Origin of the sequence: Microbacterium nymphoidis (assembly GCF_021044885.1) — a bacterium.
Classification (GTDB): Bacteria; Actinomycetota; Actinomycetes; order Actinomycetales; family Microbacteriaceae; genus Microbacterium; species Microbacterium nymphoidis.
The window spans coordinates 116,748-142,902 of the sequence record NZ_JAJNOD010000005.1 but is presented as its reverse complement, the minus strand read 5'-3'; the positions used below and the strand labels follow the sequence as shown (position 1 = coordinate 142,902).

23 protein-coding genes are annotated in these 26,155 nt (G+C 69.3%); 4 read left to right on the top strand and 19 right to left on the bottom strand.

The features are described 5' to 3' along the window. Positions 1-315: 315 nt before the first annotated feature. From LQ566_RS14740 to LQ566_RS14720, 5 genes are all read right to left on the bottom strand, one after another. Positions 316-3,108 (bottom strand): DEAD/DEAH box helicase, encoded by a 2,793-nt coding sequence (locus LQ566_RS14740; protein ID WP_231092485.1) that lies wholly within the window; start codon positions 3,106-3,108, stop codon positions 316-318. Between the two features lie 115 nt (positions 3,109-3,223). After that, positions 3,224-3,820, bottom strand: a complete 597-nt coding sequence (locus tag LQ566_RS14735; RefSeq protein ID WP_231092484.1) for a GNAT family N-acetyltransferase — start codon at positions 3,818-3,820, stop codon at positions 3,224-3,226. Between the two features lie 109 nt (positions 3,821-3,929). Next, positions 3,930-4,847, bottom strand: a complete 918-nt coding sequence (locus LQ566_RS14730; RefSeq protein ID WP_231092483.1) for an aggregation-promoting factor C-terminal-like domain-containing protein — start codon at positions 4,845-4,847, stop codon at positions 3,930-3,932. 518 nt (positions 4,848-5,365) lie between these two features. Beyond that, positions 5,366-7,783, bottom strand: a complete 2,418-nt coding sequence (pepN, locus tag LQ566_RS14725; protein WP_231092482.1) for an aminopeptidase N — start codon at positions 7,781-7,783, stop codon at positions 5,366-5,368. Between the two features lie 73 nt (positions 7,784-7,856). Further along, positions 7,857-8,219, bottom strand: coding sequence for a hypothetical protein (locus LQ566_RS14720; RefSeq protein ID WP_231092481.1), 363 nt, complete (start codon positions 8,217-8,219; stop codon positions 7,857-7,859). A 556-nt stretch (positions 8,220-8,775) separates the two neighbouring features. On the opposite strand from LQ566_RS14720, the gene LQ566_RS14715 reads away from it, so the two are divergent. Continuing rightward, positions 8,776-9,321 carry an NUDIX hydrolase gene (locus LQ566_RS14715; protein WP_231092480.1) on the top strand — a complete coding sequence of 182 codons (546 nt, stop codon included), beginning with the start codon at positions 8,776-8,778 and terminating at the stop codon, positions 9,319-9,321. Between the two features lie 65 nt (positions 9,322-9,386). Here the strand turns inward: LQ566_RS14715 and LQ566_RS14710 are convergent, their stop codons facing one another. The 3 genes from LQ566_RS14710 to LQ566_RS14700 all read right to left on the bottom strand — a co-directional run bounded on the left by LQ566_RS14710 (position 9,387) and on the right by LQ566_RS14700 (position 11,250). Continuing rightward, positions 9,387-9,887, bottom strand: coding sequence for a hypothetical protein (locus LQ566_RS14710; protein ID WP_231092479.1), 501 nt, complete (start codon positions 9,885-9,887; stop codon positions 9,387-9,389). 240 nt (positions 9,888-10,127) lie between these two features. Then, on the bottom strand, positions 10,128-10,457 hold the full coding sequence (locus tag LQ566_RS14705) for an L-rhamnose mutarotase (protein WP_231092478.1): 330 nt from the start codon (positions 10,455-10,457) through the stop codon (positions 10,128-10,130). Between the two features lie 16 nt (positions 10,458-10,473). Continuing rightward, complete coding sequence (locus LQ566_RS14700) at positions 10,474-11,250, bottom strand: HAD-IIA family hydrolase (RefSeq protein ID WP_231092477.1); 777 nt, start codon at positions 11,248-11,250, stop codon at positions 10,474-10,476. Positions 11,251-11,356: 106 nt separating this feature from the next. Here LQ566_RS14700 and LQ566_RS14695 point away from each other — a divergent pair, with 106 nt between their 5' ends. Next, positions 11,357-12,325 carry an SDR family NAD(P)-dependent oxidoreductase gene (locus LQ566_RS14695; protein WP_231092572.1) on the top strand — a complete coding sequence of 323 codons (969 nt, stop codon included), beginning with the start codon at positions 11,357-11,359 and terminating at the stop codon, positions 12,323-12,325. Between the two features lie 601 nt (positions 12,326-12,926). Continuing rightward, complete coding sequence (locus LQ566_RS14690) at positions 12,927-13,865, top strand: nucleoside hydrolase (protein ID WP_231092476.1); 939 nt, start codon at positions 12,927-12,929, stop codon at positions 13,863-13,865. Positions 13,866-13,910: 45 nt separating this feature from the next. On the opposite strand, the gene LQ566_RS14685 is transcribed toward LQ566_RS14690, so the two are convergent. The 9 genes from LQ566_RS14685 to LQ566_RS14645 all read right to left on the bottom strand — a co-directional run bounded on the left by LQ566_RS14685 (position 13,911) and on the right by LQ566_RS14645 (position 23,400). Beyond that, positions 13,911-15,050, bottom strand: a complete 1,140-nt coding sequence (locus LQ566_RS14685) for a hypothetical protein (RefSeq protein WP_231092475.1) — start codon at positions 15,048-15,050, stop codon at positions 13,911-13,913. After that, entirely contained in the window at positions 15,025-15,627 is a 603-nt protein-coding gene (locus LQ566_RS14680) for an RNA polymerase sigma factor (RefSeq protein WP_231092474.1), read from the bottom strand. Before LQ566_RS14680 ends, LQ566_RS14685 begins: the two co-directional genes overlap by 26 nt. 51 nt (positions 15,628-15,678) lie before the next feature. Beyond that, entirely contained in the window at positions 15,679-17,589 is a 1,911-nt protein-coding gene (locus LQ566_RS14675) for a M3 family metallopeptidase (protein ID WP_231092473.1), read from the bottom strand. A 55-nt stretch (positions 17,590-17,644) separates the two neighbouring features. After that, positions 17,645-18,247, bottom strand: a complete 603-nt coding sequence (locus tag LQ566_RS14670; protein ID WP_231092472.1) for a metal-dependent transcriptional regulator — start codon at positions 18,245-18,247, stop codon at positions 17,645-17,647. An 83-nt stretch (positions 18,248-18,330) separates the two neighbouring features. Beyond that, on the bottom strand, positions 18,331-19,587 hold the full coding sequence (locus LQ566_RS14665) for a Dyp-type peroxidase (protein ID WP_231092471.1): 1,257 nt from the start codon (positions 19,585-19,587) through the stop codon (positions 18,331-18,333). Then, entirely contained in the window at positions 19,584-20,180 is a 597-nt protein-coding gene (locus LQ566_RS14660) for a copper chaperone PCu(A)C (RefSeq protein WP_231092470.1), read from the bottom strand. Before LQ566_RS14660 ends, LQ566_RS14665 begins: the two co-directional genes overlap by 4 nt. Further along, a complete protein-coding gene (locus tag LQ566_RS14655) occupies positions 20,177-20,911 on the bottom strand; it encodes a copper resistance CopC family protein (RefSeq protein ID WP_231092469.1) in 735 nt (244 codons plus the stop codon). Before LQ566_RS14655 ends, LQ566_RS14660 begins: the two co-directional genes overlap by 4 nt. A 586-nt stretch (positions 20,912-21,497) precedes the next feature. Beyond that, positions 21,498-22,115 carry a hypothetical protein gene (locus LQ566_RS14650; RefSeq protein ID WP_231092468.1) on the bottom strand — a complete coding sequence of 206 codons (618 nt, stop codon included), beginning with the start codon at positions 22,113-22,115 and terminating at the stop codon, positions 21,498-21,500. Between the two features lie 40 nt (positions 22,116-22,155). Next, positions 22,156-23,400 carry an Nramp family divalent metal transporter gene (locus tag LQ566_RS14645; RefSeq protein WP_231092467.1) on the bottom strand — a complete coding sequence of 415 codons (1,245 nt, stop codon included), beginning with the start codon at positions 23,398-23,400 and terminating at the stop codon, positions 22,156-22,158. 147 nt (positions 23,401-23,547) lie between these two features. On the opposite strand from LQ566_RS14645, the gene LQ566_RS14640 reads away from it, so the two are divergent. Further along, complete coding sequence (locus LQ566_RS14640) at positions 23,548-24,168, top strand: TrmH family RNA methyltransferase (protein WP_231092466.1); 621 nt, start codon at positions 23,548-23,550, stop codon at positions 24,166-24,168. Positions 24,169-24,196: 28 nt separating this feature from the next. On the opposite strand, the gene LQ566_RS14635 is transcribed toward LQ566_RS14640, so the two are convergent. Beyond that, on the bottom strand, positions 24,197-24,697 hold the full coding sequence (locus LQ566_RS14635) for a hypothetical protein (RefSeq protein WP_231092465.1): 501 nt from the start codon (positions 24,695-24,697) through the stop codon (positions 24,197-24,199). 126 nt (positions 24,698-24,823) lie between these two features. Continuing rightward, positions 24,824-26,140: an MATE family efflux transporter gene (locus tag LQ566_RS14630; RefSeq protein WP_231092464.1), complete on the bottom strand. Its 1,317-nt coding sequence runs from the start codon at positions 26,138-26,140 to the stop codon at positions 24,824-24,826. Positions 26,141-26,155 lie beyond the last annotated feature (15 nt).

The following is a 26,155-nucleotide window of genomic DNA, read 5'->3' as shown; positions in this document are numbered from 1 at the left end:
TTGGTCTGAATTGGTGTGAACTGGTGCACTCTGATCGAAGTAGCTCTCACGCAGCATCCATTCCCGTGTGCCGGGGCGGGCTGCCCACTGCTGCCACGCGCACGGAGGACGGCGGCTGCGGCTCCGGTCTCACAAGATGTTCGTCGGGACCTGCGATCGAACGATTGCTGAGACCAGTCGTCAGCCTGGTCTCACATGATGTGCGAGAGCAGACGCGAAGGAGCACTTGCTGAGACCAGCGATGGCGTCGCCCGCCGTAACGTGTCCCCCCAGCCGTCCCGCAGGGCGCTCAGAACGGGCGCGACCTGTGGGTGATCAGTCCAGAAGACCGCGGATGTCCGAGGCGGTGAGCTCCCCCGCAAACAGATCGCCGCCGTCGATGACCTCGTCGAACAGCCGTCGCTTGCGCTCGCCGAGGGCGAGGACCTTCTCCTCGATGGTGTCGCGGGCGACCAGGCGGTACACCATCACCGGTCGTGTCTGACCGATCCGATGTGTGCGATCGATGGCCTGCGCCTCGGCGGCGGGGTTCCACCACGGGTCCAGCAGGAACACATAGTCCGCTTCGGTGATGGTGAGCCCGACGCCGCCGGCGCGCAGGCTGATGAGGAACACGGGAGCATCACCGGTGCGGAAGTCGTCGATCACCGAGGCGCGGCGCCGAGTGGCCCCGTCGAGGTACTCGTGGTCGATGCCGGCGGCGGTGAGGCGTTCGCGGACGAGAGCGAGATAGCCGGTGAACTGGCTGAAGACCAGCGCGCGATGCCCCTCTGCGGCGAGGTCCGAGATGCGATCGATCAGCTCGTCCAGCTTGGCGGACGGGATCTCCGGCGGCCCCTGCTCCTCTTCGGTGGGGATGAGGCGGGGATCGAGCGCGAGCAGGCGCAGGAGCGTGAGCGATCGGAACACGATGAAGCGGTTGCGATCCAGATCCTGCACCAGATCGAGGAGCTTCTGACGCTCGCGCTGGAGATAGCGGTCGTACAGCGCCCGATGCGCCGGATCGAGGTCGACGTGGACGATCTGCTCGGACTTCGCCGGCAGCTCGGAGGCCACGTTGGCCTTGGTGCGCCGCAGCAGCAGCGGGCGGATACGTCGTCGCAGTTCGCCGATGCGCTCCGCGCTGTGCGCCTTGATGAACCGGTTGGCGAAGGTGATGCGCGAGGCGAACAGTCCCGGTGCGACGATGCGGAAGATCGCCCAGACGTCGGTGAGGGAGTTCTCCAGCGGGGTGCCGGTGAGGGCGATGGTCATCCGTGCGTCCAGCTGGCGCGCGACCTCGTGCACCTGGGAGCCGGGGTTCTTCACGTACTGGGCCTCGTCCAGCACCACGCCCGCCCAGGTGCGGGCGACGAGGCGATCCGCCTCGAGCCGGAGGATGGCGTAGGAGGTGATGACCACATCCGTGTCAGCCGGGATCTCATCCTTCGTGCTCGCGATCACCGCGACGCGCAGGTGAGGGGCGAAGCGGGCGATCTCATCGGCCCATCCGCCCACCACGGATGTGGGGGCGACGACCAGGAACGGGGACCCGGTGCCTTCGGCGTGGACGAGCAGCGCGATGGTCTGCACCGTCTTGCCGAGTCCCATGTCGTCGGCCAGCACGCCTCCGAGCCCGTGGTCCCAGAGGTGTGCGAGCCACCGGAACCCCTCCAGCTGATAGGGGCGGAGGTCGGCCTGCAGCAGCGGCGGTGGGTCGATCGGGGCGGGCGGCTGGGTGAGCGCCCGGGCCGCGCGGCGCCATTGTCGGGCCTCCGGCGTCTGATCGGCGGTGTCCTCGAAGGGCTCGAAGAGATCGGCGCGAGCGCGTGGCACGATGGCGCCCGTCTCCCACTCGCGCAGCTGCGTTCCCTCCTCGATGAGCTCGCGCAGCGCGTCGAAGACCGGGTGATGCAGCGACAGCCAGCTCTTGTCCACCATGAGCAGCTTGTCGCGGCCGCGGCTGAGGGCGGTGAAGATGTCCTTGAGCGCGACCGTGTACGGTCCGATGAGCACCACGAAGCCCAGGTCGAACCAGTCGTTGTCGCCCTCGCGAGGCACGGCGCTGAAGCGGAGCGTGGGGTCGTCCCGGCGATGCACGTAGCCGGGGTCTTCGCCGTGCCGCTCGACGATGATGCCGGCGGCCTCGATGAGGGGAATGCTCTCCGTGACGAACGCCGCCGCTTCGGCGCCTTCCCAGCGCGGCCGCACCGGGACTGGGAGATCGAGTTCGGGTGGGTCTGGCAGGGGGGTCCACCGTGTGCCGGTGCGCGTGCCCCATCGGGTGGTGAGCGCATCGTCATCGCCGAAGTGGACCTGCAGCACCGTGACGGTGGTGACCTGGGGGACCTTCACTCCGCGTCCGGTGACCGGCAGACGTGCGGCGAGGTCGGGCAGGTAGTGCTTCAGGAACTCGTCGACGTCCTCGCCCGGGATGCGCAGGAAGGGCTGTTCCCAGCGCAGCACGTCGGTGGCTTCGGCGGTGACGGGAGCGAGCAGCACCTGAAGACCGCCGCGGAACTCGCACCGGTAGAGGCCGTGATCGCCGATGGTGCCGGTGGGAAGAATGGGCTCTCCGTCTATGCGTACCTGGGGGGTCAGCCGCAGGGACTCAGTGCCGCCGTCGCGCACGAGCTCGAGGTGGACCTCGGCTGCATCGGCGATGCGCACGTCGGTGGCCCGTTTGCCGGTGACGAAGGGAATGCCGAGGCCCGCGCCCTCCGCGAGCAGCGGCCAGAGCAGGGGACTGGCGAAGTCGTCGAGATAGAGCCAGTCCGGCTCCGTGGCACGGAACCCCTCGGTGCGATTGCGATGCAGCGCGACGAACTGGCCGAACCAGTTCACGTGACGACGATCCAGATGGAGCCGCTCGTGCTTGTGCTTGAGCGAGCTCCACGTCACCTGTCCCGTTGTCCAGTTGCCCGCGGAGCTGCGAAGCGCTGGTCGGACCGCGAGCCGCTGCCGCCCGCGTGCACGCACTGCGTCGGCGGGCTTGGCCTGGGGCGCCGTCCACTGCGCACCGGTGCGGGTGAGCGTGCGCAGCTGGAAGAGAAGGCCGACCATGGCGAACTCGTCTTCGTCGGGCGGTGGCGCGAGCTGATCCTTCCAGTCCGATCCTGCGCCCGCCATGCTCCGATTCTCTCAGCCGCCACCGACACGGGAGCCGGGTGGATGGGTTTCATCGTGCGTGAATGGCTCCTATTCGGGAGGATTTCGAGCGTTTTGCGCGCGACGAAACCGGGGCTCAGCGGGGATCGCTGGACAGGATCGCGTAGGTCATGCTGTCCATCCACTCGCCGGAGCGGTGGAGCGAGCTTGCCCGGCTGTACTCCTCGCGGCGCATTCCGAGCCGCTCCATCACGCGCCAGGACGGTTCGTTCGCCGCGAAGCAGGCGGCGATGACGCGGTGCGCGCCGAGCTGGTCGAATGCCGCGTTCATGAGGGCGCGGATGGCCTCGGTGGCGTAGCCGCGGCGTGTGTACGCCGGATTCAGCACCCAGCCGAGCTCCACCTCGGCGTCGCGGGCGCGGTCTCGCACCTCGGCCTGGGCGTAGGCGTCACCGCGGCGGAGCATGAGGTCCCCGATCACCTGGGGCTCATCGCCCGGCAGCTCGACGATGAGCGTGAGAGCAAGGCGTTCCGGGGCGCTGAAGTGGTACTCGAACTCGACGAACGAGGACGGCGCTGCGGTGATCCACTCGTACACCTTGGGAAGACTCCGGTACTCCCAGACGGCGGCCGCGTCCGCGGGCGTCGCCGGGCGGATCAGCAGGCGCTCGGTGCGCAGCGGCCAGCTGATGTCGGGGCGTTCGTCGGTCGGTCCGGAGGCGGCGATGCTCACCGCATCAGACTATGTCCCGTCAACACGAAAGACTTCCGTCCGGGGTGAGAAGCGGCGCGTTGCACGGATTCTCGCCCACGGACGGAAGTCTCACGGTGATGTCTGAGCCTCAGTACCAGTTGGTCGCCTGCGAGTGGCCCCAGGCTGCGCACGGGGTGCCGTACGTGCCGTTGATGTACTGCAGACCCCAGGTGATCTGGGTGGTGGCGTTGGTCTCCCAGTCGTCGGCGACGCTGGCCATCTTGTCGCCGGGAAGCGACTGCGGGATGCCGTAGGCGCCACTGGGGTTGTACGCCTGGTAGTTCCAGCCGGACTCCTTGGTCCACAGCGACTCCAGGCAGGAGAACTGGCTGTCGCCCCAGCCGTACAGGGACGACGCGAGCTCGCGCGCGGTGGCCTTCGCGCCCTCGGGGGTGTTTGCCGCGGCCAGCGCTTCAGCCGCGGCCTGCGCTGCGGCGGCGGCCGCCGCCTCCGCAGCCTGCTGCGCGGCGAGCACCTCGGCGTCGTGCTTCGCCTGTGCGTCCGCGAGGCCGGCGCGGTAAGTCGCGGTCTGGGCCGTCAGCTCGGTGGTCTCGGCCGTGAGGTGGTCGGTGACGCCGAGCACGAGCTGGCGCGGCAGGGTGCGAACCTCGGCGTGATCGACCAGCGCGGTGCTCAGTGGTGACGAGTCGGGAGCCGGCACCGTGACCGTGAGCCCGGAGGCGGTCACCTCGTCGCGGGCGGCGGCAGCGTCGGCGATGGCCGCCTCGGCGGCATCGAACACCTCGGAGGCGGGGGAGTTGTCGACGGCCGCGAGGATGTCCGTGTTGATCGGCGCGACGGGGGTGACGATCTCGGGCGAGCTGGCCAGTCGAGCGGGCTCCTGCGATGCGAGAGCCGGTGCGGTTCCCGCGGCGAGGCCGGTCGCAACGCCCAGGCCGATGGCGATCGCCGTGCGAAGACGGTGCGATCGATGAGCGGGGCGGTGCGTGCTGCGATAGGCGCGTCGAGACGCGAGCGCAGGATCGGTGGAAGCGAAGGAAGTCATGATCTCCAGCGGACAGGGGGCAGGGCGCGCCGGTTCAGGGAGGCCGGCGCGGTCGCTCGGGTGCGACTCAGCGAGCCTCAACCCCCGGCTTTTGCGCAGCCTGGACGAAGCCTGGGAGCAAAGCGCAAGCGGAGAGGTCGAATTGTTATGTCACGGTTTGGTAACAGGGGTGCGCGAGAGTGGACGGCGGGGAACCTTGTCGGGTGTCGCAAAGGCAGTGAGTGACAGGGATCGCGAGGGAAATGCGATGTGGCGGGTTCGCTCCCGGTGGTGCTGATCCATGAAAATGCCGGATCACGGTGGTCGTGGTTGAGGGTTATCGCAAAACAGTGCGTCGCTGTGCACGAAATCCGGGGTTGGGTGGGTGCGGCGACCGATATCTGCGCCGGGTCCCCTCGCGAAAAGAGGACATTTCACCCAATTGGGATGGTCGGGGGCGGTTTCGTCCTCCGCTGGGTGAAATCTCCTCGTTCCGCGAGGGGACCGCGCCTCGACGGGAGAGGACCGTGGAACCCGGACTAGCCCTGGCCGAGGTGCGCGGTACGGGCGCGCTCGAGGTCATCGAGGTGATCGTTGAAGCCGCGGGCGGCCACCGTGGGAAGGCCGGCGTCGATCGATGCACGCAGCGCCGACACGAATTCCTCGCCCGAATCCGCGAGCGGATAGAACGGCAGCGCGGCGGCGATGAGCTTGCCCATCGCCTGACCGGAGCGGTGCGCGAGGGCGGCCAGCTCCTGCGGGGCGTGCACGATCCATGGCGCGACGAGGTCGGCCTGACCCGTGCCCCAGAGGCCCAGGGCGGCGGCACTCAGCTCCCGGTTGGTGAGCTCACCGCTGACGAGCCGCTCCGACCAGGTCGCCTTCGCCGCAGGATCCGCCAGGGCTGCTCGGGCGCGGATGGCGGCGTGCGCGCCGGACGTGGTGTTGTCGCGGCGGGCCTCGGGGTCGATGGCTGACGCGTCGCCCAGCTCGGCGAGGCGTGCCACCAGGAGCCAGCGCAGTGCCTGGTCCTCGGCGCGTTCGAGCCGGTCGTGGAGGACGGCGATGTCGCTGGCGGTGCGTGCGAGCAGGCGTGCGGCGGCGGCCTCACGAAGCGGGTCGCCGGCCGCGAGCACCGCATCGGCGAGCTCGGTGAGCTTGTCGAGTACCGCGGGCAGCTCGCTGGGGCGGCTGTGCGTCACGGCGGTGCGCAGCACGGCTGCGCTCGCCCCTTCGAAGACGGTCGGATCGGTGTCGCCCGACAGTTGCGAACCCGCCAGCGCGACGAGAGACGCGGCGCTGCGGACGCCACGCTCGACCTCGGCGACCGCGGTCGACCAGAGCAGAGCGCGCGTGAGGGGCGACTCTATCGCTCCGAGCATGCGCTCCAGGCCGGCGCGCGACTCCGCGTCGAGGTGGAGCTGCGCATACGTCTCGTCGGCGGAGTTGGGAACCACGATGAGTCCCGCGAAGTCGGGTAGGCGAAGCGCGTCGTCGGCCAGATCGACCAGCTCTTCGCGCACCACCGATCCGTCCTCGGCGAAGCCGGTGACGTGGAACCGGTGCGGGCGGGTGCCGATGCGCGTGAGCACGGGGATTCCGGCATCCCGCGTCACCGTGATGGTGTCGAAACCGGTGGTGCGCAGCCACAGATCAGCCCAGCCGCGGACGTCGCGTTCCGTCACGGAGTCCAGGGCACCGAGGAAGTCGGCGAGCGAGGCGTTCCCGAAGGGGTGCGCGGACAGATGGCGGTTGACGCCGCGCAGGAAGTCCTCCTCGCCGAGCCACGTCACCAGCTGGCGCAGCACCGCATTGCCCTTGGCATAGGTGATCATGTCGAAGTTCGAGAACGCGGTGTCCACGTCCGGCAGGTTCTCGGCGTCCTCCGCGATGGGGTGTGTCGACCGGCGCGAGTCGGCCCGGTACGCGGTGGGCTTGCGCCCCAGCGCCGCCGCCGTCCAGAGCGATGTGCCGCTGGCGCGGCCACCGACCTCGTAGCCCATGTAGTCGGCGAAGGACTCGTTCAGCCACGAGTCCTCCCACCACCGGAAGGTGACCAGGTCACCGAACCACATGTGCGCCATCTCGTGGGCGATCACGGAGTTCATACCGGCCTGCTCCACCGCCGTCGGCTCGCCCGGGGTGAGGTACTCGTCGCGGAACGACACGCAGCCGGGGAACTCCATCGCACCCCAGTTGAGGCCGGGAGTGAACACCTGCTGGTAGTCCTCGAACGGGTAGGGCTCGTCGAACGCGGACGTGTAGTAGGCGAACGCTGCCGACGTGATCGCACGCAGGCGGTCGATCTCCCGACGCAGCTGCGGCTCCTGAGATGCACGGGCGTGCCAGCCGAACGGCAGCGATCCGCCCTCGGCGAGCGCGTACGGCTCGTCCCATTCGATCGACACGAACGGTCCCACACAGAAGAAGAAGATGTACGACGAGAAGGCCGGGGTCGGGCGGAAGTGCCAGGTATCGCCCTCGCGACGGTCGAACCGGCCGTTCGCGAGCACCGTGGCGTTCGACGGTGCCGTCACCGAGACGGTGAAGGTCGACTTGAGATCGGGCTGGTCGAAGCACGGCAGCACCTTCTGCGCGATGTCCATCGCCGTGTAGGCGCTGACGTACCGCTCGCCGTCGGCGGGGTCTGTGACCGCTGTCATCCCGTCGCCGTCGGTGACATACGGCATGCTCGCGCGCACCCGCACCTCGTTGCGGGCGGACAGGTCGCTCAGCAGAATGCGCTGTCCGTCGTAGCACGCGGTCGCTCCGTCGATGGAGACGTCCTGCGCACCCACGAGCTCCAGGAACGACGACGCCCCCGGTGTCGCGCAGGAGAAGCTGATGGTGACGTCGAAGGTGTACCGATCGAGCGGCGTCACATCGAAATGGGCGACGGTGTCAACCTCACTGATGAGCTCGGCGCGGACACGGGCTTCCTGCAACGTCAAAGACACTCTTCGAGGCTATGCGATGGAGCGATGGGCGTGCGGTGGCTGGCCCGCGATGTCGCGGAAAGGCAGCGTCGGCTCAGCCGACGCGCGTGCGGAGGGCCTCGGCCACCGCGAAGATCCACCGCCAGTGCTGCTCGTCCGCGAACTCCAGGGGCGAATCCCAGGTGAGATAGGCGACGCCGCCCGTGATTTCGAGATCCGCCGTGAACCGGCCCAGGAGATCGATGAAGTCCTGATCCGCCAGCCTCGTGGCTCGGGTGAGGTCGCGCTGCCACGCCCAGAGCGTGAACCGGGCGCCGGTCGCGGTGATCAGCTTCGTGGGTTCGCGGACATCGGCGATGTTGGCGAGCCCGCCGGCCTTCCACGGCGCGTTGTTCGCGGCGGCGTCGAGGAGGAGATCCGGAGCGGACGGGCCGAGCGGAATGCGTGCGTATCCCACTGCTGTGGCGACCGCGCTCCGCGGTACCCGGGCACGAGGTAGTGGAACTGTCCCACCTCGACGGAGTCGTCCAGCCACCGCGTCACGTTCACCAGGCGGGGACTGATCCGCCCCTCCCCGAACACCGTGCTGCGGTAGTCCGGGTCGCGGATCTCGGCGATGGGCTCGACGTGGTTGGCAGCGAAGAACTCCGCCAGACGCCAGCGGATCTCCGGCCCGGTGCGCACGGATCGAGCTTCCCTGCGCACCATCCAGCCAGCAAGCAGGAGGGTCAGTGTGATGACGATTCCGCAGGGCAGCCACCACCACGGCGATCCTCCCGAGAGCGGACCCATGGCGAATGCGCCGGCGAAGAGCAGGCCCACCACGATGACGACGAGAACGGCACATCCCATGGCGGCCACGCCGCCCCAGCGCGAGCGTCCGCCGCCTCGGCGCTCGGATTCGCGCACGGCCACGGCGTCGACCGGACGCGTGAGCGGCTCGAAGTTCACCGCATCGAATCCGGGGCTCATCGCCCCAGGCTACCCAGAGAGTGCTCGGCTAGGTTCGACGAATGACCGCAACGCCGCAGCCGTGGACCATCGTGTCCAGCGAACGCCTCATTGACGACCGCTGGATCCACCTCCGTGCCGACACCTGCCTCGACGGCGCTGGACGTACGATCGCGCCGTACTACATCCATGAGTCCGCGGACTGGATCTCGGTGTTCGCGATCGATGAGGACGGCTCCGCCGTGGTGCTTGATGAGTACCGGCCCGGTGCCCGGATCGTGGCTCCGGGCATCGTCGGCGGCGGCGTGGAGCCGGGGGAGGATCCCGGGGTTTGTGCCGCGCGGGAGCTGCGCGAGGAGACCGGACGCGAGGCCGGCCGCTTCGTCGAGCTCGGGTGGACCTGGGCGAACTGGGGCGGGTACGAGAACCGCGTGCACTACTTCCTGGCGCTGGATTGCCGCGTCGTCGCCGAGCAGCAGCTGGATTCCGGCGAGCTGATCACGGTGCGCACCGTGCCGCTGGCCGAGACCGACGGGATGTTCCAGCAGGTGTATCACCAGCTCAATCAGCTGAAGGCGAAGGAGTGGCTCGCCGCCCACGGGCGCTGAGCCTCCGGAACGCGAAGAGCGTGCTGCGCCGGCCCGCATCGGCGCCGCCCGCGCGAGATCGCCCCTCAGCCGCCCTGGCCGGGAAGGGCTCGCAGACTCTCCAGGATGCCGATCCCCGCGCACGCCTCGGATAGCGCCCGCGTGGCGGCCTGGAAGTCCTCGGCGTTCAGATCGGCGCCGTTTCGCGCCAGGTCGCTGACCGTGGTGGCGGCGATGGTCACGTCGCTGTGCGGCTTGCCCGTGAGGATGGTGGCCCACGAATCGCGCAGGACGAGCTCGACGGCGGCATAACCGGCATCGTCGAGGTCGCCGTTGGCGTGGCGGAACTCCGAACGCCAGGCCGTTCCCGTGACCTCCATCGCGTGACCGCAGGCAACGGCATCGGCCAGCTCGTCGGCGTCGTGTGCCGGTTCTGCAGCGGTCGCCATCTCCGCCGCAGCACTGGATGACTCCGCCGCGGGGGCAGACGCGCTTCCCGCCGATGCCGCCGGCTGGCTGGCGCAGCCTGGTGCGATGAGTGCCGTCAGCGAGAGTGCTGCTATCGCGAGAGCGATCCTGCGCGTCATGAGTCCCCCTGACTCCGGTCGATCGTGATTCCCGAGCTTGCCACAGCGGCGGAAGCCACCGCCAGCTCTCGGGCTCGGCGGCGCGTGGGCACGGCTCACGTCATCGCCGTGCCGCGACCAGCGCCGGAAGATCGCTTGTCGCGGCACGGCGCTCACGTCGCCGCCCTCGCAGACGGCGGCGTACCTCCGACAGCGCCAGCCACAAGCGCTGGGGCCGCGACGGGTGCGCGCCCGGGGGAGTCAGCCCGCGTTCTGCGCGGAAAGGCTCCAGACCTCGGGCATCGCCTGCTCGTCGTCGCCCTCGCGGTAAGTCGAGAAATGATCGACGTGGCGACCGATGAAGGCCTGCCAGCGGGCGTTCGCCTCGTCGGTGGCGAGGGCGCGGATGGCGGCGGCGAAGTCATCGCACTCCACCAGATGGAACAGGTCACGTCCGCTGCGCCAGATCGTCCAGTCGTGGATGCCGATGCGTGCGAAGGTCTCCGCGAGATCCGTGGGGATCGTGGCGTGATCGGCTTCGTACGCGGCTTCGGCGCCGGGGCGCAGGACGGAGTGCAGGGCGACGCGCATGTTCTTCCTCCAGGGATCAGCGACCGACGAGGTCGGCGACGGAATCGATGATCTCGGACGGGCGGAACGGGTAGCGCTCCACCTCGGCGGGGTCGCTGATGCCCGTCATCACGAGAATGGTGTGCAGCCCCGCCTCGATGCCGGCGACGATGTCGGTGTCCATGCGGTCGCCGATCATCGCTGTCTTCAGCGAGTGCGCGCCGATCTGGTTCAGCGCGGTGCGGAACATCATCGGGTTGGGCTTGCCCACCACGTAGGGCTCCTTGCCGGTCGCCTTGGTGATCAGCGCGGCGAAGGCACCGGTGGCGGGCAGGGCGCCCTCGCGGCTGGGTCCGGTGGCGTCGGGATTGGTGGTGATGAAGCGTGCGCCGCCGTCGATGAGCCGGATGGCGCGGGTGATCGCCTCGAAGGAGTACTGCCGCGTCTCACCCACCACCACGTAGTCGGGATTCGTGTCGGTCATGATGTATCCGGCCTCATGCATGGCGGTGGTGAGCCCGGCCTCGCCGATCACGAAGGCGCTGCCGCCCGGATGCTGCTGCTTGAGGAACTCCGCTGTCGCGAGCGCCGACGTCCAGATGTGCTCCTCCGGGACCACGATGCCGCTGCGCTTGAGGCGGGCGCTGAGGTCACGGCGCGTGAAGATCGAGTTGTTCGTGAGAACGAGGAACGGGATCCCCGCAGCCTGCCACTGTGCGAGCAGTTCGGCGGCGCCAGGGATCGCCGAGTTCTCATGGACGAGGACGCCGTCCATGTCGGTCAGCCAGCACTCGATGTCTTCGGGACGCGCCATGTGCCCAGCATATGGCGTGCGAAACATCGGCGACGAGGATGAGGCGACCCCGGTGCGTATGCCGTGGCGAGCACGCCCGGCGGGATACTGTGGCTCCGTGGCGCGAATGGATCCTGCCTGGGACACGGAGCACCTGCCGGATCAGACGGGGCGGGTGTTTCTCATCACGGGTGCCACCGCGGGTCTCGGCTTCTTCGCCGCAGCGCAACTGGCCCGCACCGGAGCCCACGTCATTCTCAGCGGCCGCAACCCGAACCGGCTCTCGGCCTCACGCGCGGCCATCATGCGTCGGGTGCCGGAGGCCTCCACCGAGTCGATCCTGCTCGATGTCACCAAGGGCGGATCGATCCGCTCCGCCGCGGCGACGCTGCGCTCGCGGGAGCGGCTGGACGGGATCATCCTCAACGCCGGAGTGGTCCACCCGCCGAAACAGCGCGAGGAGGCCGAGGGGCACGAGCTGGTGCTGCAGACCAATGTGCTGGGCCACTTCGCCCTCGCCGGTGAGCTGCTGCCCGCCCTCGCCCGCACCGGGCTGAAGACGCCGGGCGCGCGGATGGTGTGGCTGGGATCCGTATCGGTGGCGTCGTGGCGCTCGCGGGATCTCGCGCCGGAACTCGAAGCCGGGTACAAGGTCGCACGTGCGTACGTACAGTCCAAGTTCCTTGTGCAGGCACTCGGCGCCGAGGCTGATCGACGGCTGCGTGCTGCGGATGTTCCGGTGGCGAGTGTGATCGCGCACCCGGGCTATTCCCTGGGCGGACGCTCCGCGGGCATCGCCGGGGTGAACCAGCCGTCCCGGATCAAGCGCTTCCTTGCGAACCTGCAGGCCCCCATCGCGCAGTCGAAGGAGGCGGGAGCCACCAATGAGGTGCGCGCCCTCATCGACCCCGCTGTCGGCCCCGGCGACATGGTCGGACCCGTCGGGCGCCTGCGGGGAGAGCCGCGCATCACCGACCGCGATGCGCGCAACCCGCTCACGGCGATCAGCGCCGAGCCGGAGGTGGGAGCTGCGGCATGGGCGTTCTGTGAGGACGCCACCCGCACGGTCTGGCCCTTCGCCCGCTTCGGCCGCTGAGGCATCGCGGCACGGAGCCTGGTGCGACGGTGGCCGCGGCCCCGTTCCTCGCCGCACGTCTGGGGCGACGCGTGTGCGGTGGCGGGGGTGTTCGCGGGCCCGTGGTGACGCAGAAATAGGACAACGTCACGAAACAAGGACCACTGCCGTCCTGGTGTCCTTGTTTGGACGAAATCTCCTCGTTTCGGGACGTGGCTGACTCGGCGGGTGGCTCTCGGTCCGTCCGGATGAATGCCCGTGCTCGTGCGGCTTCAGACGACTGGACACTGTCGCCAGGCACGGTTGTTGTCGCGAAACGAGGACATCAGCGCCAAACGAGGACCACTGCCCGTCCTGGTGTCCTTGTTTGGACGAAATCTCCTCGTTTCGGGACATGGCTGACTCGGCGGGTGGCTCTCGGTCCGTCCGGATGAGCACCAGTGGTCGTCCGGGTTCGGGCGATCGGACACCGTCGCGACACGAGGACATTGGCGCCAAATGAGGATGGATGTGGCGGCGGTGTCCTTGTCTGGACGAAATCTCCTCGTTCCGGGACATGGCTGGTGACGGCGGAAGGCCGACGACATGCGAAGGCCCCGGGTGCGAATGGGAGGATGGGGCCGTGACGACTCCGATCCCCGTGCTCATCGACTGCGATCCCGGACACGACGACGCCTTCGCCCTCTGGCTGGCACTCGGCAGTGACCGCCTCGACGTGCGGGGCGTCACCGCGGTGGGCGGCAATGCCGGACTTGCGCACACCGAGCGGAACGCGCGCGTGATCCTCACGGTCGCAGGTGTCACCGACATCCCGGTCGCCGCGGGCGCGGCCGCGCCGCTGGAGCGCGAGCTGGAGACCGCGGAGTGGATCCACGGCGAGAACGGCCTCGGTGGACCGGAGCTTCCGCCCGCAGCGTTCGAGCTCGACGCGCGGGATGCCACCGCGCTGATGGCGGATGTGCTGCGTGCCTCCGGAGAACCCGTCGCGATCATCGCCACCGGCCCCATCACGAACGTGGCGGTGCTCGTGCGCGACCATCCGGAGCTGCACGGACGCATTCGCGAGATCGTCTGGATGGGTGGCTCCACGGAGCGGGGCAACGTCACCCCGTACGCCGAGTTCAACGCGTGGGTGGACCCGGAGGCGCTGGACATCGTGGTCCGTTCGGGAATCCGCTTCACGATGGTGGGCCTCAACGTCACGCACACCGCGCTGGTCACTCCCGAGGTGCGGCAGCGCGTGGCCGCGGTGGGGAACAGCACCGGGCGGTTCGGTGCCGAACTCCTGGACTTCTTCTGCGCGACGAACGACGAGGTCTTCGGCATGCCCGACGGGCCGCTGCACGATCCGGTCGCCGTCGCGGTCCTCGCGGCACCGGAGACCATCACCGCCGTGCACACCCGGCTGGATGTCGAACTCGTCGGCACCCACACCCGCGGTGCCACGAGTGTGGACATCGACGGGATGCTGCGCCGGGAGTCGAACGTCCACGTGGTCACCGCGCTTGATGTCCCGGCGTTCTGGGACCACGTGATCGCGGCACTCGACACGCTTGCGTGAACGACGGCGGGCCGCCGGCCTCACAGCCGACGGCCCGTCATCCGATCACGGCATCGGCGCGCTGTCCACGACGCTGACCTCGATCGACCATGAAGCCCAGGGCACACCGGCCGGCATGAGTGACGTGGAACGATGCGGGTAGCCCTCGCGGATGCCCACGATGCGACCCGTGCTCGTGTCGATGTCGAGCTCCGAGACGAGCTGGTCGCCGAACTCGGTCTCTTCGGTGAACTGCGTCGTCATGGCGAGCGTCGTCACGGTGCCGTTCGTCCCGGCCACGTCAACATTGCCGAGTAGGCCCAGCACCCGCAGTGACGCCGCACGCAGATCCGCGGGCATCAGGTCGGTGCCGAGGAGACGTCCGATCGCCTGGAACACGTACCAGTCGTCTGACGACGTCTGCAGGTGGTCGCGGTACCAGCCGAGGAGCTGCTGCGGGTCACGAGGCATCTCGCCGTAGAAGGGGCGGAAGAGGTCGTAGAACTCCTCCTCGCCCTGCGGAGCGGCCGCGGTGCTTCCCGGAGGCGGAGTCTCCTGTGGCGTGCGCTGGTACGCCCCGCCGGGGAGCACCGTCAGTCCGTCCGGATCCGCGTCCCGTGCGGGGGCTGCAGCGACGAGTCCGGCGAACGCATCCGCCGTGCGCGGATCCCCCCACACCTGCACCACGTCGTTCACGGCCCGATCGTCCTGCACCCAGTCGCCGGAGCGCTCAGCCGGTACGTACAGGTCGCGTACACCGCGCTGGAGCACGGCACCCTCCGCGGTGAGGAACGAGGCCATGTTGAACCCGGCGATCGGGTCGGTCCCGTCCCCTGCATCCGCATCCCAGAGAGCGACCAGCTCGTAGGTCTCCCGCACGCGCAGATACTGGCCCGGCTGGAGGGCCGGGTCCGTTCCGGTGACCACCATCTCTGCGGCTTCGCTGACGACTTCGGCCGCGGCCGCTGAGGCGGGCTGAGAGACGACAGGTGCCACGGCGCCCGCAAGGATCACCGTGGCGGCGATCGCCGCAGCGGAGAGCCCGCCCACCGTCGCCGTGCCACCCCACACCCATCGCATGCGGTGCCGTCGCCGGGCTGATGTCGACACCTCCGACATCACCCGGCCGCGCGCCCGCGCGATGCGGGCCGTGGCCGCGGCGTCCGGTGCGCATTCGATCTCACGCACGTGCTCGAGCTGATCCATCGTCCAGTTCCTTTCCGATCCACGTGAGCCGAGAAGAATGCGAGCCCGCCGGAGCGAGCTTCTTCCGAATGCGGTGCAGCCGCGACCAGACGGTGCCGACCCGTGTGCCGAGCGCCTGCGCGATCTCATCCGGCGCGAGTCCGGCGAGGGCGTACAGGAGGAGGGTGTCCCGCTCCTTCTGCGACAGGGCCGCGATCCGAGGTGCCAGCGCCTGTATCGCCGCTGCCGCATCCAGGCGTCCGGTGGCCTCATCGATCCCGCCTCCGGTGGTGAACTCGCCGCGGGACGCCGAGGCCTCCACGGCGCGCCAGTGTCTGGCCTCGGTGGTGCGGTGCCTGGCTGCGACCCGCGCAGCGATGCCCAGCAACCACGGACGCGCAGACTCCCACGCATGGTCGAAGGAACCGCGGCGTCGGAAGGCGACGAGGAAGGTCTCGCTGAGTGCATCCTCCGCGGCATCCGCACCCAGCCGTCGACGCAGGAAGGACTCGACGACGACGGCATGCCGGTCGAAGAGTTCCGCGAACGCCTGCGGCGTGTGCTCCGCGTCGCGGAGGATCTCGCTATCTGTGCTCACACGAGGTATTCCTCTGCGGGCCCAGTCGCCTTCCAAAAAAGGTCGCAGGCCTCACCCGCGGCTGAGCCAGCTCCGATACGCCTCCACCGAGTACGGCCGGCCGAGGAAGTCCTCGACGAGGTCCGCCGCATCGCGCGAGCCCCCCGGCGCGAGGATGCGCTCGCGGTAGCGCTGTGCCGGTTCGGGCGCCATCAGGTCCGCATCGAATCCGGTGAGGAGGTCGCGCGCGATCACGAGACTCCACTGGTACGTGTAGTAGCAGGAGCCGTAGCCGGTGAGGTGGCCGAACCCCGCGTAGGAGTGCGTGTTCGGCAGCCGTCGCACCGGGCTCGCGGATTCGTAATACCCCTCCACCGCGGCGGCGATATCGGCGGGACGATCCACGTGCAGGTGGAAGGACGTACGAGCGTGGCCCAGCTGCGTGCGGACGCCGAGTGCGCGCCCGAAGGCGTCCGCGGTGCGCATCCGCTCGACCAAGGCAGCGGGGATCTCCTCGCCGGCGTCGTTGTGCGCGAACGTCCGCAGCACGTCGTGGTTCCAGGCCCATTCCTCGAGCATCTGGCTCGGGGCCTCCACGAAGTCCCATTCCGTGGCCACACCGGAGAAGGGGGCCCAGTGCTGGTGACCACCGAGGATGTCGTGGACCAGGTGCCCGAACTCGTGGAAGAACGTGGTGACCTCGTCGTGCTCCATCGCGCCACGCGAGAAGTTGCACACGAGCGCCGCCTCAGGAAGAACGGCGTCGGCGACTCCGGGCGCCATCGGGAAGCACGCGGCGTGGTTGTACTTGCCCTCCCGCGGGTGCAGGTCCAGATGAATGCGGCCGATCCGCTCGTCGCCCTGGAGCACGTCATAGGTGCGCACATCCTCGTGCCAGGTCGATGCCGAGACTGGCATATAGGTCAGGCCGAACAGGCGGCCCGATGTGCCGAGCAGACCCTCCAGGACGCGATCGAAGGAGAAATAAGAGCGCACGACCTGTGAGTCGACGTCATATCGCTCGCGCCGGAGGGTGCCGAGAAGGTACGCCAGGTCGCTCGCCAGTACCTCGGTGGCGGCGGGGTCGTCCTCCTGCAAGCGCTCGAGGAGAAGCTCGTACTCGGGCATCATCGCCTCGCGGGAGGCCGCGTCAACCTCGTCGAGGAAGCGGGCCACGTTTGCCGAGGACCCGACCATGCGCGTCTCGGTCTCGTAATCGGCCCAGTTTCCGTAGCCGAGGAGGTGCGCGCGGCGCTCGCGCACCTCGAGCAGTTCCGCGAGGACGGCGTCGTTCTCCGGCCAGGCCAGATCACCGAACGCGGCTGAGATGGCCAGCCGCGTCGCGCGATCCCGCGCGTATTCTCGAACAGGCATGAGGTCGGGGTAGTCGGTCGAGATGGTCACCAGCCCCTCGGCATCCGCGGGATGGGAGTCGACGAAGTCCTGCGGAAGGCCCGCGAGAGAGTCGGGTGTCACGCGGATCTCGCGCCGGCCTTCGCGGATGTTGCGACCGAACGCGAGGCTGAGCTCGGTGTCGCGATCCGCGAGCCGGGTGACCTCGGCCCGCGTCGCCGGGTCGAGGTCGACGCCGCCGCGACGGAAATCGCGCAGCACCCGGTCGCGTAGGCGGAGAGCATCCGCGTCGAGACCCGTCACGTCCGTCGCCGCGAACACGGCGGCGAGATCGGCGTCGGCCATCAGCTGGGCCTCGATGGCGCCGGCGCGTGTCACGCGCTCCTCGGCGCCCGCGCGGATGTCCCGGTCGGGATGCGTCTCTGACACCAGCGAGGCCTCGGCTGCGACGCTGATCAGCGCGATCTGCAGGCGGTTCCACAGTTCCAGAACGTCGGCGGCGGGTCGGCTGCTGCCGTCCTTCAGCTGATCTGCGAGGTCGACCACCTCGGCGAGACGATCGTCGTAGCGCGTGGTGGTGAAGGCGGTCCAGTCGGCATCGACGGCGGGGAAGGCGATGGGTTCGATCACGCTTCGACCCTATGTGCCCTGCGCTCGCACCGCACGGGTCGGTCGCGGGCGGGCGTCAGACCGTGAGCCAGATGGCGGCTTCCGCGCCGGCCGGTACGGCCGTTCCCACCACGAGTTCCGACCCCACCTGGATGCCGGCGTCCTCTATGGCGCACAGGAGGTCCGGGTCCCGGTCACTCACGCGCAGCACCCGGCCGCGGTGGCCGGTGTGGGCGTCGCCCAGCAGTACGAAGGGCTCGCGTTCGATGCGACCTGAGGCGTCAGGAATGGCGTCGCCGTGGGGATCGAAGCGCGGGCGGCCCAGTTGCTCGTCGATCGATTCCAGCAGACGATCGCTGATCGCGTGCTCCAGGACCTCTGCCTCGTCGTGCACCTCGTGCCAGGCATAACCGTGCTCGCGGACCAGCCACGTCTCGATGAGGCGGTGCCGCCGCAGCATTCCCAGGGCCCGGATCGTCCCGCCGTCAGTGAGGCGGATCGCACCGTAGGGCTGGTGGGAGACGAGCCCGGCGGCCGCGAGCTTTTTGACCATCTCGGTGACGCTGGAGGGGGCCACGCCGAGAGCGCCGGCGAGCACCGACGGGGTGATCGGGTCGTCCTGCCACTCCGTGTGCGCGTAGATGGTCTTCAGATAGTCGTCGACCGCAGGGGATGCCACCCCCTCAATCTATCCCGCTTCATCGTGCGCGAATGGCTCCCATATCCGGGGGGAAGGGGCCATTCGCGCACGATGAACGGGGTTCAGGCGTCGAGAAGAGTCTCCCCGACGTACCCGCCGGGTTCGCAGCCGGGCGGGATGGCGAAGACCGCCGACCCGATCGGAGTGGTCCACGTGTTGAGCAGGTCCAGCTCGTCCAGCCGGCGCTGCAGTGGGGTGAACTGCCGGGAGACATCCGCCTGGAATGAGCCGAACAGCAGTCCGGAACGGCTCACCGCTGCCCCGCCCGGCGGCTCGTCGTAGTTGTATGCCCGACGGAGAATACGCTCGTCCGGATTGTCGCTGCGCGCGCGGCGCACGTGTGAGAAGTCCGGGATCACGGGGAACCCGAGCGAGGTGGTCGCTGCGAAGTCCGGTTCATCGTGCTCCTTCGTCCCGGTGAGGGGCGCACCCGAGTCGAGGAAGCGCCCCATGGACTGCTCGCGACCGGCTCGATCCACCTCATCCCACGTGTCCAGGTTCATCTCGATGCGCCGCAGCACGAAGCTCGTGCCTCCGGCCAGCCAGCCGTCGTCGATCCACACCAGGCGATCGAAGTCCGCCGTGCCGGGGACGAGATTGCTGGTGCCGTCGACCTGCCCGAACAGGTTGCGCATCGTGGTGCCCGATGCCTCCGTGCCCCGCGCACGCCGGAATCCGGACTGGCTCCAGCGCACGGAGGCGAACGAGCGTGCGTCCTTCAGCAGCATGCGGGTGGCGTGGGCCAGCGTGACCGCGTCGTCCGAGGAGACGATGAGGAGCAGGTCGCCCTCGCTGTACTCCGGCCGAAGCCGGTCGATGCCGAACGCGGGAAGCGGAGCGAGCCAGCCGGGGGCTGCGCCTCCCGCGCGCGTGACTAAGCCCGGACCGAAGCCGAAGGTCACCGTGAGCCGGGCGGGGGCCGCACCGAGTTCCGGCTCGGTGTCGGCCAGGGCCGCGCGACCCGCCGTGAGACGGGCGGCGTCATCCGACAACACACGCATGAGCCGGCGCAGCCCGTCACGATCGACGTCCTCTCGCAGATCGAGGCCGAGGAACGTCGCGTGGGCTGCGGGCGGGGTATCGATTCCGGCCTGGTGTTTCCCGTGGAACATCACGATGTCCGCGCCGTGCACCTGCTCGGCGGCAGCATCTGCGGCAGCGGGCGGCGTGGCAGATGAGGGTGCGGCGGGGCGGGCCAGCAACTGGTCCGCCCCGATCGCGACCGCTGCCCCCACGCCGGCGACAGCTCCTCCGAGGAGGAACTGTCGCCGGCTCGCCAGGCGCCGACGTGGCATCGAGGAGTGGTCGCCCGACGTCATGGCGTGGGATCCGAAGTGTGCTCGCCGTGGTCCATTCCGCTCATGTCGTCGCCCCCGTAGGTCTCATTGGCTCCTGTGAAGTCCTTCACCGGCGCCGTCACCGACAGCGTCGATCCATCGGTGAGGGTGAGGGTGATGGACACTTCGTCACCCGCGACGAGGTCGGACGCCAGACCCATCAGCATGATGTGGTTTCCGCCCGGCTCCAGGGTGAGCGAACCGTGTGCGGGCACGGTGAATCCGCCGTCCACCGGGCGCATCGTCATGGTCCCCGAGGCGTCCATCACGGTCTCGTGCAGTTCGATCTCGGACGCGGCGGCCGTGCCCGCGAGCTCCACGGTGGCGGACGTGACGGTCAGATCGGTGTCGCCGTCGTTGGTGAGCGTGCCGAATGCGGCGGTCATATCGCCCACCTTCGCGGCCTTGGCCCAGGCATCGGTCAGGGCGAGAGGTGCTGTCGCCTCTGACGCGGTGCCGGCGGTCACACCGCCCGAGGGAGCGGCGGCGTCGGCGGAGCCTGCGCAACCGGCGAGGCCGAGAGAGAGGACGAGCGCTCCGGCGGTGATCAGAGCGCTGCGGGAGGAGATGTTCACGAGTGTGCCTTTTCGTCAGTGGTGTCTGTGGTGGAGGTGGTGGAGGTGGTGTCAGTGGTCGAGGTGGTGTCGGTGGTGGAGTCGTCGCGGGCGTCATCCCCGCGGCGCGAGCGCCGATTGAGGACGACGATCACGACGAGCACGCCGACCGCGACGATTGCGCCCGCGGCGCCGATCAGGACGGTGCGCAGCACAGCCGGATCGTCCGAACCCGAGTCGGAGCCCGCGGCGGAGTCGGTGCTGGCCGTGGTGATGGTCTCGTCGTCGTCCGTGGTTGCGGTGTCTCCGTCGGAGGCGGTCTCCTCCCCGGCGGTAGGCACCGGCAGCGGTTCGGCATCCCCCACGGTGAAGGGGATGTATCCGCTGATCGGGTGCCCATCGCTGGAGACCACGCGCCACCGCACCTGATACCCACCGACCGGGAGGGCGTCGAGGGTCGCGGTCACGGTGGTGCCGTCTGCGATGGGTGCATCGGCGAGGTGATCCGTACCGTCGGCATCCACCACGGTCATCGCGAGACCTGTGGTCATGATGGCGGCGGAGAACTCGAGGGTGACGGTGGTCGGAGCGGTGTCGAGCTGTGCGTCAGCCGCGGGGTCCGAGGAGATCAGCTGGTCGTGCGCGGACGCCGCCGTCGGCAGCGCGAACACGGTGAGCAGCGCGAGGATGGCGGCCATCACCGCCGTTCGCCGTACGTGCCGGCGGGAGCGGGCTGGGGACGTGGTGGACATGGGGGCCTTTCGGTCGTGCCGGAGAGCCGGCGGAGTCGGTGCGCGCGGAGGCGCGATGAAGAGGTGGCGTGAGCGTGAACGTGACGCTCGCGCACTGCGTTGTCGTGAGGGGTTTCCGGACTTGCGCGGTGAGACGGAGACGCCGGGCACCGGCCCCACGCAGCATCCGCGGACACGCGAACGTGTCGCAGACGTCGGCGGGAGCCGGCGCGAACCGACATGCGTTCCGTGCGCCGCGGGTGAGCTATGCGTTCCGTGTCCGGCGGGCGAGACTTCCGGGTCTCATCCCGTGAGCGAGACCTGCATGGCACACCACGAATCTCGTCCCGCACACCGCGACGGATCGCGAGCTCCGTGAACGGCACACGCGTCAGGCCTGCGTGCTCGGGAGCCCGAGGCCGTCTCGTGTGGGCGACACGATCTGCGCGAAACGTCGTCTCGTGCGCTCACTCGCCGGCGGCGCCCCGTGCGCGGCCCTCCGTTTCGCGGAGCGCTCACGCGCGGAGCCGGCATCCGCCGGTGCGTCAGAGTGCCGCGCCACGAGGTGGTCGGGCGCCACGGCGCAGAGTCACACTGCGGTGTGCGCTCAGGAAACGGCGAAAGGCGCGAGCGGCGGGCCGCGCCGGCGGACAGATCGCAGCAGGGGAGCCGGGCGCGGCACGATCCGGCGCGGAGCGGGGATCGTCGTGCGCACCGGACGTCGGGTGGCGATGGCACCGAGGAGCAGTCGCATGCGGCGCGCGGAGGCTGCGACGATCTCCCGCACCAGGGCGAGGCCGGATCGGACCGCGCTCTCGCCCCGGTGCAGGGCGGTGATGGTGAGAGCCGCCGCGACCGCGTGACCCATCCACATCGCGGCCGTGGTCGGCACGATGGTCGTCGTGGACGAAGCGGCGGCCGCGCTCATGGCTGCAGTGAGCTCAGCGCCGTGCAGGTGGCCGACGATCAGCGGGTCGGCGCCCAGCACGAACAGCACGTGGAAGATCCCCTGGCTGATCAGCACCGCTACGCTCAGCCGGACGGCGGAGAGCCGCCGGCCCGCGAGCAGGATGCACACCGCCGCGGAGAGCAGAAGGGGCACGATCAGACCCGTCGCAGCGGGCATAGCGCCGCCGGCGGCCACGTGGGAGACGAGCGCGGTGAAGGTCGCGATGAACGCCGCGGACGAGCCGCGTGCGATCCGGGGAAGCGGCGACCGACGCATGACTCCAGTCAATCAGGTTCTGCGCCGGTTCGAGAACCGGTCATCCGCCGGTGAAGGTCAGCCAGAGCAGCATCACGTTCAGCACGATCAGCGCCGCCGCCACGAGGAGCCCCAGCGTACTGGTGATGACGTGGTTGCGCTGCGCACCCATCACGTCGCGGCGCGCGGTCAGGCGCACCAGCGGGATCACCGCGAACGGGATGCCGAAGGAGAGCACCACCTGGCTGAGCACCAGCGCAAAGGTGGGATCCACGTCGAGACCCAGCACGATGATCGCCGGGATCAGCGTGACCGCACGGCGCAGCAGCACCGGGACGTCCACCTTCAGCAGGCCGTGCATCACGTCGGCACCGGCGTACGCCCCGACCGATGTGGACGCGAGCCCCGAGGCGAGCAGTCCCACGGCGAACAGCGTGGCGATCACCGGTCCCATGGCCGAGCCGAGTGCCGCGTGCGCGCCCTCGATCGTGTCGGTACCCGCCACGCCGGGGAGGTGGGTCGCGGCGAGCAGCAGCATGCAGAGGTTGACGCTTCCCGCAGCGATCATCGCGATCGACACATCCCATCGCGTGGCCCGCAGCAGCCGTCCCACGGGCGGCCGGGTGCCGTCGTCGGCTCCGAACCGGTCCCGGACCAGAGCGGAGTGGGCGTAGATCGCGTGCGGCATGACCGTGGCCCCGAGAATCGACGCCGCCAGGAGGACGGAGCCGCTTCCCTCGAAACGCGGCACCAGGCCACCGAGAACGTCACCGGCGTCGGGTGGCGCGAGCAGCATTCCCGCGCTGAAGCCGATCGCGATGATCACCACCATCCCGATCATCACGCGCTGGAACGGACGGATGCCGCGCCGCGACGCCAGCATCAGCAGGCCGAGGGACACGACTCCCGTGATCAGCCCGCCCAGCACGAGCGGCACCCCGAACAGCAGGTGGAGGGCCACGGCGCCGCCGATCACCTCGGCGATGTCGGTGGCCATCACGACGAGCTCGGCTTGCAACCAGTAGACGATGCGCGCGGGCCGGTTCCGCATGCGTGCGCCGATGAGCTCGGCGAGGCTCTGACCCGTGACGATCCCGAGCTTCGCGGACAGGTACTGCACGAGCCACGCCATCAGGTTCGCCAGCACCACGACCCACACCAGCAGGAAGCCGTACTCGGCGCCGGCGGACATGTTGCTTGCGACGTTGCCGGGGTCCAGGTAGGCGATGCCGGCCACCAGTGCGGGGCCCAGCAGCCAGCCGGAGCGGGGGACTCGGGTGGGGGGAGCGTCGAGAGTTTTCGGCATACCGAAAACTCTACGCCAGATATTTAGGCATGCCGAAAAGTCCAGATGGCACCGACGTGTTTCATTGCGCGCGAAAGGTCCCTATCCGGCCCGCGATGGAGCCATTCGCGCGCAATGAAACGGTCTGGGGCCGACTACCGTTGAGGGGTGAGCGAGGAGACTGCCGAACAGAGCACGTACGGTGTGGGGCCCTGGACGGGGGACTGGCCGACCGACCCCTGGTACGACCCGGAGCTCCTGCGCGAGGGCGACACCCGCAACGTGATCGACCGCTACCGGTACTGGAGCATGGCGGCCATCGTGGCGGACCTCGACACCCGCCGCCACCCGTTCCACGTGGCAATCGAGAACTGGCAGCACGACATGAACATCGGCTCCATCGTGCGCAGCGCCAACGCTTTCCTCGCCGACACGGTGCACATCATCGGTCGCCGTCGCTGGAACCGTCGGGGCGCGATGGTCACCGATCGCTACCAGCACGTCGTGCATCACGAAGACGTCGCCTCGTTCCTCAGCTGGGCGCGTGCCGAGAAACTCCCCGTGATCGCCGTGGACAACGTCGGCGACGCTCAGCCGGTGAATCACGCCGAACTGCCGGAGGCATGCGTCCTGCTGTTCGGGCAGGAAGGACCCGGCCTGTCGCCGGAGGCCCTGGCGGGCGCGGACGGATTCATCGAGATCACCCAGTACGGATCGACGCGATCCATCAACGCCAGCGCTGCCGCCGCCGTCGTGATGTACGAGTGGTGCCGACGCTACGCGGACTGAGTCCCTGACCTGGTGCGCGCAGACCGCGTCAGCGCGCGACGGACTGCATCGCCACGCCGGCTTCGGCGCTGGCGGACATCGCGACGGTGGTGGTTGTGCCGCCGACCACGTCGATGCTCAGCACGGCCGCCTCGGGGTCGAGATTGGGCGAGCACGTCAGCGACTCCGGCGCGGCGGCAGTGCCCGCCGAGGTGACGACGACGGTGACGGTGGCCGCGCCGAACCCGGTGCAGGCGATGTCGACCCGGGCGTCGTCGCCGCCGGTGACGTCGGCTTCTTCATCGTGCCCTGGCGCGAGCACCTCGTCCTTGCGCCAGAGCGGCGTCTCCGCGCCAAAGACCTGCGCGGACCAGTAGGACAGATCGATCTGATCCAGTGACGGCGGCGCCGTCGCCGTCATCACGGGATCCGGAGTCGGCACCCGCGTGCTCGTGGTCTGCGCGCTGTTGTCCGACTCCGCGGTCGCGGTGCATCCCACCATGCCGATCGCGGCGAGAGCGAGGGCTGCGAAGGCGAGGGTGCGGCGCATGCTGCCACGCTAACCCGCTGCGCCGCGCGAACGCCGCCGACCCGCCCCGAGGTCGCCGAGCGCCGGGGAAAGATGGAAAACGCACCTCCGAGCCGCGCGCGCGGTGCGTTTCTGATCTTTCATCGATCAGACCGGAGCGTTCATCCACTGCGTGCCGCGGATGCGCCAGCCCAGCGTGAGCAGTCGCGCGATCATGTACACGCCGAAGAAGCAGACCGACACCCACGCGAGCCCTGCGGCGTCCGCCGGACTCGTCACGCTGACCAGGACGAGGGCGGGCACCATGGGCACCAGGTTCAGAACCCCGGCCACGGCCAGATAGCGCGCGTCCCCCGCGCCGATGAGGATGCCGTCGAGGACGAACACGATCGCGCATATCGGCTGCGAGACGGCCAGCACGATGAGCGCGGGCTGGATCAGCGAGGCGAGGGCGGCGTCGCCCGTGAAGAGCAGGCCGATCACGCCCGAGAGCGCGCCGATGACGACGCCCACGATGACGCCGAACCACAGACCCCATCCGAGGAGGCGGCGAAGCACCGCCTGGGTCGCCCGCCGATCGCCCACGCCGAGTTGCTTGCCGACGAGCGCCTGTGCCGCGATGGCAAGGGCATCGAGGGCGAACGCCGCGGTGGAGAAGATCGTGAAGACCACCTGATAACCGGCAAGCTCCTCGGTGCCGATACCGGTGATCACGGCCACGGTTGCCAGAAGGGCGACACGCAGGCTCAGGCTCCGCAGGAACAGCCATCCCCCGGAGCGCGCCGATCCGCGGACGCCCTCACGCTGCGGGCGCCGGGAGGCGCCGTGCTGCTTGGCCAGCCGGGCAGCGATCAGCACATAGGCCACCACCATGGTCCACTGCGCCACCACGGTGCCGAAGGCCGAGCCGCCGATGCCCCAGCCGAAGCCGTAGATGAACAGGGCGTTCAGCAGGGCGTTCAGCGCGAACCCGCCGCCGGCGATCCACAGCGTGATGAGGGTGTTCTGCATGCCGCGCAGCAGGCCGGTGGCGGCGAAGACGATGAGCATCGCCGGAAGGCCCCACATCGAGATGCCCAGGTACTGCTCCGCCTGATGGGCCACCGCCTCGGTCGGACCGAACAACTGAACCAGGAACGGGGTGGCGCCGTAGCCGATCAACGCGAGGATCGCACCCAGGCCGAGAGCCAGCCACATGCCGTCGATGCCGACCGAGACCGCCGAGCGCATGTCGCCGGATCCGAATCGGCGCGCCACCGCCGGGGTGGTGGAGTAGGCGAGGAACACCATGAGACCGACGATGGTCTGCAGCACGGCGGAGGCGATGCCGAGTCCGGCGAGCGGAGTGGTGCCGAGGTGGCCGACGAGCGCGGAGTCGACGATGAGGAACATCGGCTCGGCGATGAGGGCGCCGAGCGCGGGCAGAGCCAGTCTCAGGATGTCGCGATTGAGGGTGTCTGCCACGGATCCACCCTATTC

Bases quoted from the DNA above. Each gene is read 5' to 3' on its own strand.
- LQ566_RS14740 (WP_231092485.1), bottom strand. From the start codon at position 3,108: ATGGCGGGCGCAGGATCGGACTGGAAGGATCAGCTCGCGCCACCGCCC.
- LQ566_RS14730 (WP_231092483.1), bottom strand. From the start codon at position 4,847: ATGACTTCCTTCGCTTCCACCGATCCTGCGCTCGCGTCTCGACGCGCC.
- LQ566_RS14715 (WP_231092480.1), top strand. From the start codon at position 8,776: ATGACCGCAACGCCGCAGCCGTGGACCATCGTGTCCAGCGAACGCCTC.
- LQ566_RS14710 (WP_231092479.1), bottom strand. From the start codon at position 9,887: ATGACGCGCAGGATCGCTCTCGCGATAGCAGCACTCTCGCTGACGGCA.
- LQ566_RS14705 (WP_231092478.1), bottom strand. From the start codon at position 10,457: ATGCGCGTCGCCCTGCACTCCGTCCTGCGCCCCGGCGCCGAAGCCGCG.
- LQ566_RS14700 (WP_231092477.1), bottom strand. From the start codon at position 11,250: ATGGCGCGTCCCGAAGACATCGAGTGCTGGCTGACCGACATGGACGGC.
- LQ566_RS14695 (WP_231092572.1), top strand. From the start codon at position 11,357: ATGGATCCTGCCTGGGACACGGAGCACCTGCCGGATCAGACGGGGCGG.
- LQ566_RS14685 (WP_231092475.1), bottom strand. From the start codon at position 15,050: ATGGATCAGCTCGAGCACGTGCGTGAGATCGAATGCGCACCGGACGCC.
- LQ566_RS14665 (WP_231092471.1), bottom strand. From the start codon at position 19,587: ATGACGTCGGGCGACCACTCCTCGATGCCACGTCGGCGCCTGGCGAGC.
- LQ566_RS14655 (WP_231092469.1), bottom strand. From the start codon at position 20,911: ATGTCCACCACGTCCCCAGCCCGCTCCCGCCGGCACGTACGGCGAACG.
- LQ566_RS14650 (WP_231092468.1), bottom strand. From the start codon at position 22,115: ATGCGTCGGTCGCCGCTTCCCCGGATCGCACGCGGCTCGTCCGCGGCG.
- LQ566_RS14645 (WP_231092467.1), bottom strand. From the start codon at position 23,400: ATGCCGAAAACTCTCGACGCTCCCCCCACCCGAGTCCCCCGCTCCGGC.
- LQ566_RS14635 (WP_231092465.1), bottom strand. From the start codon at position 24,697: ATGCGCCGCACCCTCGCCTTCGCAGCCCTCGCTCTCGCCGCGATCGGC.